At 63.6% G+C, this 6,833-nt stretch carries 8 protein-coding genes; 1 reads left to right on the top strand and 7 read right to left on the bottom strand.

Annotated elements, in window-relative coordinates:
• Positions 1–265 precede the first annotated feature (265 nt).
• The 7 genes from NKH99_RS27555 to NKH99_RS27525 all read right to left on the bottom strand — a co-directional run bounded on the left by NKH99_RS27555 (position 266) and on the right by NKH99_RS27525 (position 5,792).
• Positions 266–757 (bottom strand): F0F1 ATP synthase subunit B, encoded by a 492-nt coding sequence (locus NKH99_RS27555; RefSeq protein WP_023674071.1) that lies wholly within the window; start codon positions 755–757, stop codon positions 266–268.
• 10 nt (positions 758–767) lie between these two features.
• Positions 768–1,343, bottom strand: a complete 576-nt coding sequence (locus NKH99_RS27550; RefSeq protein ID WP_352981286.1) for a F0F1 ATP synthase subunit B — start codon at positions 1,341–1,343, stop codon at positions 768–770.
• A gap of 64 nt (positions 1,344–1,407) precedes the next feature.
• The gene (locus tag NKH99_RS27545) at positions 1,408–1,632 is read right to left on the bottom strand and encodes a F0F1 ATP synthase subunit C (protein WP_320232093.1); all 225 of its coding nucleotides are present in this window, start codon (positions 1,630–1,632) and stop codon (positions 1,408–1,410) included.
• Between the two features lie 67 nt (positions 1,633–1,699).
• Entirely contained in the window at positions 1,700–2,458 is a 759-nt protein-coding gene (locus tag NKH99_RS27540; RefSeq protein ID WP_352969384.1) for a F0F1 ATP synthase subunit A, read from the bottom strand.
• Positions 2,459–2,527: 69 nt separating this feature from the next.
• Positions 2,528–2,926: an AtpZ/AtpI family protein gene (locus NKH99_RS27535; RefSeq protein ID WP_352969468.1), complete on the bottom strand. Its 399-nt coding sequence runs from the start codon at positions 2,924–2,926 to the stop codon at positions 2,528–2,530.
• Between the two features lie 255 nt (positions 2,927–3,181).
• Positions 3,182–4,366, bottom strand: a complete 1,185-nt coding sequence (locus tag NKH99_RS27530; RefSeq protein ID WP_353016758.1) for a cell wall hydrolase — start codon at positions 4,364–4,366, stop codon at positions 3,182–3,184.
• A 106-nt stretch (positions 4,367–4,472) separates the two neighbouring features.
• Entirely contained in the window at positions 4,473–5,792 is a 1,320-nt protein-coding gene (locus NKH99_RS27525; RefSeq protein ID WP_353016756.1) for an MFS transporter, read from the bottom strand.
• Between the two features lie 120 nt (positions 5,793–5,912).
• Between NKH99_RS27525 and NKH99_RS27520 the strand changes: the two genes are divergently transcribed.
• Positions 5,913–6,830, top strand: a complete 918-nt coding sequence (locus NKH99_RS27520; protein WP_353016754.1) for a LysR substrate-binding domain-containing protein — start codon at positions 5,913–5,915, stop codon at positions 6,828–6,830.
• The last annotated feature ends 3 nt before the right edge of the window (positions 6,831–6,833 follow it).

Here is a 6,833-nt window from a genome sequence, read left to right as displayed (position 1 = left end):
CACCACCGTGCCATGGCCGCTCGCCCCTCAGAGCAAGCCCCGTTCTCTCTCCAAAACTTTTTGCAGAACCTTCAGCACACTATCCGTGAAGCGCCAACGTTCTCTTTCGTTCCATAGGGCGTCGCGCCAGGACGTACCGACCCCCTCTGTCGCCTTTGGCGACATCTCCCCCTCAAGGGGGGAGATTACGCGCTCAGCCGCTTTCGCCCACAGAAAAAGCCGCCAGGTTTCCCGGGCGGCTTCGATGACTTGTTGATGCAGCCGTTCAGTTCAGCTTCGATTTCAAATCCTGCAGCGAGGCATTGAACAGGTCGGCGCCGGCCTTGGCGTCGATCTTGCCGGCCAGCAGCGCGCGCGCGGCTTCCACCGCGATATCGACGGCGCTGGCACGCACTTCGCCGATTGCTTCGCGCTCGGCCTGGCCGATCTTCTGCTCGGCCAAAGCGGTACGCCGGGCGACATAGTCCTCGGTCTTCTTGTGCGCCTCGGCGGCAAGCATGTCGGCTTCGCGCTTGGCCGCGGCGACGATGGCCGCGGCCTCCTGCTCGGCTTCCTTGCGCTTGCGCTGGTATTGCCCGAGCAATTGCTGGGCTTCTTCGCGCAACCGCCGCGCCTCCTCGAGCTCGGAGCTGATCTTGTCGGCACGCGCATCGAGCGCTTTGGCGATCATGCCCGGCACCTTGATGTAGATGGCGATGCCGAGGAAGATTACGAGGGCAACCGTTGCCCAAAGCGTCGCGAGAGATGTGGCGTCCATGATGCGCTCCTCACCCGGCCACGGATTTGACCGCGGCCGCGATTTCGGCCTTGCTGGCCTTGCCGCCGACAAGCGCCTCGACGATGGCCGAAGCGGTGTCCTCGGCGATCGTGCCGACTTCCTTCATGGCATTGGCCTTGATGGAAGATATGCGCGCCTCGGCCTCGCCAAGCTTCTGGTCAAGCGCTGCCTCGATCGTCTTGCGGGCAGCTTCGGCTTCCGCCTTGGCCGCATCGTTGGCCTGCTGGCCGATCGCATTGGCCTTGCCCTTGGCTTCCGCCAATTCCTGCTCATAGGCGGCAACGGCGGCATCGGCTTCGCCTTTCAGCCGGGCAGCATGATCGAGATCCTGCGTGATGCGGTCGTTGCGCACGTCGATGATGCCGCCAACGCGCGGCATCACCACCCGTTTCAAGAAGAGATAAAACAGCCCGAAGGTGATCGCCAGCCATAGAAGCTGCGAGGGGAATGTCTCCGGATTGAATGGCGGAAACGTGCCGTGCGCCTCGGCGGGCACGCCGGTGCCAGCGCTGCCACCTTCGACGGCGGGCGCGGACTCTTGCGCAAAGGCAGATGTCACGAACATCGCATTCCCCTGTCCATACAGTCAGGGCGCACCTTGCGCCCCCTCTTCGTCGGCCCGGTGTTTCTTACTTGAACACCAGCAGGAAGGCGATGAGAAGGGAGAAGATGCCCAGCGCTTCGGTCACGGCGAAGCCGAAGATCAGACGGCCGAACTGGCCATCGGCGGCCGACGGATTGCGCAGCGCGCCCGCCAGATAGCTGCCGAAGATGTTGCCGAGGCCGATGCCGGCGCCACCCATGCCGAGGCAAGCGATGCCCGCGCCGATTGCAGCTGCTGCATTTACTTCCATGTCAAACTCCTTGTGGTTCCATTGTCGTTGCAGTTTGTAATGACGGTAAATCCGCCGGTGAAATTCCCTAGTGACTGGGATGCAAAGCGTCGTTGAGATACATGCAGGTCAGAACCGCAAAGACGTAGGCTTGCAGGAAAGACACCAGCACTTCCAAGGCCGTCAGCGCTACCGCCATAGCCAATGGCAGGATCGAACCCGCCACGCCAGCCGCGCCAAGCGCGCTCAGCGAAACGACGAAGCCGGAAAAGACCTTGAGGGTGATGTGACCAGCCAGCATGTTCGCGAACAAGCGGACAGAAAGGCTGATTGGTCGCGACAAAAACGAGATGACCTCGATCGGTACGACGAGGAACATCATCACTAAAGGCACGCCCTGCGGTACGAACAGCTTTAGAAAGCCGAAGCCGTGCTTCATGAAGCCGTAGACGATGACGGTTCCGATCACCAGCGCAGCCAGGCCGAAGGTGACGATGATGTGGCTGGTGACGGTGAAGAAATAAGGAAAAAGCCCGAGCAAATTGGCGACGAGCACGAACATGAACAGCGAAAACACCAAGGGGAAGAACTTCATGCCTTGGGTTCCGGCTGAATCGCGCAGCATGTTGCCGACGAATTCATATGCCATCTCGGAAACTGACTGCAGGCGGCCGGGAATGAGGCTGCGGCTCGATGTGCTGAGGTAGAGAAACGCCGCCGCGACAGCCACCGTCGCGACCATGAACAGCGCCGAATTGGTGAAGGACAGGTCATAGCCGCCGATGTGAATCGGAACAAGCGGATGTATCTGGAACTGGTGGATTGGATCGACCTTGTCAGCAGCCACTTTTAATCCCCATCAAAGTCGCACGCGACTCTACTATGCGTTCATTGCGCCGGTGAGTGGCGCGCTAATTCATTCTTTCGGATCGCGCGGTTTATCGCTTTGTCCGAATTCTGCCATAAGCCCTGCTGAGCGCATGACATTGAGCACGCCGGCGCCAAAACCCAGCAGCAAAAAAACGATCAGACCCCATGGCGTTGTCCCCGCCAGACGGTCGATGATCCAGCCGATGCCGGCACCAACCACTATCCCGGCGATGAACTCGCTGGACAGCTTGAGCGCCTGGCCGTACCCGGCCGCACTGCCCGCTTTCGCGTCGTCTTTCCCCTCGAGCCGGTCCGGCCGCCTTGTCGCAAGCGATGCTTCAAGGTCGCGCCGGCGGCGCTCAAGATCGTCGTCGCGAATGTCGGCTTCATGCTGCTTGCCGCGGCCGGTTTTGCCGGTTCCGTCTGGCCCATTCTTGTCGGCCACGCAACCCCCCTGCCCGGTCAGACCGTCACCGTCCGTCCGCTTCTTAAAGTCGCCGGCAACATAGTTAGAGGGTCCGCGCCCGTCAAGCCACGGGCGGACGTTCAAGCTCAAGTATTTTTCCATTATAAATCAGTTACTTGCCTGGGTGCGACATCGTGCCCGACACAGTCTCAGGCGGGCCGTGGCCGAATCCCCCGCGGCGATGCGTCTTCGATCGGCCGCTCTCGCGCGAAAGATGCAGGGCTGCCCGAGCGCTCAGCTCCAGCCGCCGCCATAGGTGCGGTAGAAGATGTGCAGGCCGATCCTGGTCATTTTCTGCATCGTCCGCGCCCAGCCCGGATGGACGTAGTTGGCGTAATAATGGGTCGACGAGCCGACTTCCGGAATGAAGATCTTGCCGGCTGTGACGGCCATGGCGACATCCTGGGCGGTCTTGTAGGCAGCGGGGTTGTCGATGCGCTTCTTCCGGCCGTCGCAGGCGAAGGAAAACTGGCAGCGGTTGAACCAGTTGTCGTTCTGGTAGACGACGCCGCAGATCGAGTTCGGATAGGCCGGGTTGCGGACGCGGTTGAGGATGACCTGGGCAACGGCGGCCTGGCCGCGCACGGATTCGCCGCGCGCTTCGAAATAGATGCCGTTGGCGAGACATGCCTGCTCCGGCTTGGAAAAGACGCTCGCCGGCAGCGGCGTCTGCATCCAGGAATGGTCGCCCTTGCTCAGCGGCGGAATGAAGCGGCCGTCGTTCGGGTCCTCGTCCTGCAGCAAGGCTTCGAAGGGCGACGCCTGTGCATAATCGGGAGCGGACGAGGCGTAGGCGGTCGCCAGCACGTCAGGATGATCATTGTTGACCAGCGCGGCAAGCATCGCCGGCACGCCGGGATCCGGCTTCTTGTCGATGCGCGTATGGAAGGCGGCGGCGATCTGGATTTCCTTGCCTTTGATCTCGGGTTTGGCGAAGGCCATCCTCAGGCCGCTGTCCATGCTTGGGCGGAGCAGCGAAGAGGTGCGCTCGAAGATCGAGCCGGCGTTGAAGTTCTTCGGCGGCGAGACGGGCGAGACCTGGATGATGCGGCCCTTCTTGTCGGCGCGCGTGATGCGGTCCTCGTCCGGCGTCGTGCCGGCGATGCTGCCCTTGCCGCGAAACGAAACGGCGCCGATGCCGGGCAGTTGAACGCCGGAGCCGGAGAGCGGGCCGGTGCTGATGGAATCGAGGAAGGGCATTTCGGCGGCGTGAACGGAGCCGGCGACGGATTTCTCGACATAGGCGTTCCAGCGGACGCTCGGCGCCTCCAGGCCGGAGACCAGGCTGGTCATGTCCTGATAGGCAGCGACCGTCGGAAAGCCGATCCAGATGCCAAGGCCAATAACGAGGGGAGACAGGAAGGAACGCTTTTTCTCACCGGCGGCGGCGACAAGCCGCGTCAAAACACGTCGATGCACGGAACTCTCCAGAAACGCGACGGACCCCACTGGAGAGCTACAATGATGCATTAACCTTGATGGGGCGTTAACAGCTTAGAACGTTGTTTCCCATCTCGTGTCGAAGTCAGGCGCTTTTGCGGCCATCGCTTGACGGAAGAAAGATCGGCCAGGCGATCAGCGCGCAAATAGCCGCACCCAGCCAGACGCCTGCCCACGAGCAGAGGACGAGAAGCCCGGGAATGGCGATCGGCACCAGGAAGAAGGCGATGAAGACCAGACTGTTGGCGAGGCCGAGCGCCGTCCCGGCCTGGCTGGCGCCGGCCAGCGTCGCAAGCTCGGTGTAGGCAACGCCGTGCCAGGAGGAGACGCAGATGCCGGCCACGACCAGCACCGCGACGATCGCCGGCGACAGCATCGGCGCTTGGCCTGACAAGAATTGGGCCGAAAACAAGACGAGCGCCGCAAGCACGGTGAAGGCGGCCACGCTCAGCATGCTGCACAAACGCAGGAACGACCGGCGGTTGCCGTGACGGTCGGTGTAGCGGCCACTCCAGACGCGCATGACCATGGCGCCGACCTGCACGGCAGCCAGGCTAGCGCTGATCACGGCTGTTCCCATGCCGGCGAAATCATGGAGAAACACGGAAGCAAAGGTGAGCACCGCCACCTGCGGAAAGCAAAGCAGGCCGATGGCTGTCGCGATGCGCCAGACGGCCGGGTTGCGCAGCGGCGCCGGGCCGGCAGGCTTTGCCGCGCTGCTCGAACGGGCGTCGTCATGCGCCGGCGGCTGATGCAGCCAGCGCCAGGCGAGCGAGGTCGAGACCGCGGATGCAGCCGCCAGCAGTCCGAAGACCGCCGTGAAGCCATGGGCCGAAGCGAGCGATGGCAGCACCAGCGCGCCAAGCCCGCCGCCAAGCGGCACCGCCGTCTGCCTGATGCTCATGGCAAAGCCGCGCTCGCCTTCGCCGAACCAGGCCATGATGGCGCGGCCGCTGGAGCCGTTGACGCTGCCGCCGAGCAATCCGGTGACCAGCAGGGCAGCGGCGAGAAGCGCGATGCCGGGAATATGGGCCGGTGACGGCACGACCAGCGCGGCCATGACGAGCAGCCAGACCGCGGTTGCGCCGAGCCCGGTCAGCAGCACGCGGCGGTCGCCCCAGCGATCGGTCAGCAGCCCCCACGGCAATTCGCTCAGCGCCACACCCAGGCCGAGAAGGCCAAGCGCCAGGCCGAGTTCGCCGTTGGAGAGATGATAGCCCGAGCGCAGGAACACCGCCGTGGCCGGAATGCCGGAGAAGGTCGCGGAAAAGCAGGCATTGGCGGCGACGCCGATGCCCAGCACCTTCCAGCGATGACTGGCTCGAAGTGCCGCCGCTTCTGACGGGGCGGCAACGGCGGCCGGGCGAAGCGGTTTGCAATCTGCTCGTGTGGCGACAGCGGACATGGTTCAGCTCCTGCATCGGTCGGCTGCATTCGGTCTTGACGCGCTCTCTCTACCGCCATAGCTTCGTACTGAATATCAGGAAGTTTTTGACGTAATGTCCCGAATATCAGGATTATTGGCATGCGACGCGTGACATTCGATCTCGACGTTCTGCGCAGCTTCGTTACCGGCATGGAGCTGGGCAGCTTCGCCAAGGCCGCCGACCGGCTCGGCCGCTCGACCTCGGCAATCAGTGCGCAATTGAAGAAGCTGGAGGAGCAGGCGGCGACGCCGATTTTCCGCAAATCTGGGCGTGGCCTGGCGCTGACGGACGCGGGCGAGACCATGCTCGGCTACGCGCGGCGGCTGATCGAGCTCAATGACGAGGCCGCCTCCGCCATCCACGATGTCGAGCTGGAGGGTTGGGTGCGGCTTGGACTACAGGAGGATTTCGGCGAGGCGGTGCTGCCGGAGGTGCTCGGGCGCTTCGCCCGCGCCCATCCCAAGGTCAAGATCGAGGCCAGGATCGCACGTAGCCATGAGCTTGCCGAACGGATCATTTCGGGCAGCCTCGATATCGCGCTTGCCTGGCACAGTGGCGCGACGCTGCCCTACAGCCGGCATGTCGCCGACGTCCAGATGCGCTGGATCGGCCCGGCAAAACAGATCGAGACCAGCCTGCGCGATGGCGAGGCGTTGCCGCTGGTGGCGCTCGAAGCGCCGTGCCTGCTGCGCAGCGTGGCGACCGAAACGCTCGACCGCGCCGGCCTGGCATGGCGGATGGCCTTCTCCAGCCCGAGCCTTGGCGGCATCTGGGCAGCCGTCGCCGCCGGGCTCGGACTGACGATCCGCACCGATATCGGCCTGCCGGCCAGCGTCAGGGCGATGACGCCTGAGATCGCCGGGCTGCCCGCCTTGCCCAAGATGGCGCTGTTCCTGCATCGCAAGGAGGCCGAGCCCGAGCCCGTGGCAGCGCGGCTTGGCGACATCCTGCTGCAGGCAGCGTTGGAAGCCTTGCCGCAGACGCAACCGGCGCCCGTTCTGCGCAACGTAGCGTAAAGG

Origin of the sequence: Mesorhizobium sp. M0854 (genome assembly GCF_040319815.1) — a bacterium.
In the GTDB taxonomy this organism is placed as follows: Bacteria; Pseudomonadota; Alphaproteobacteria; order Rhizobiales; family Rhizobiaceae; genus Mesorhizobium.
This window is presented reverse-complemented; position numbering and strand designations above follow the sequence as displayed.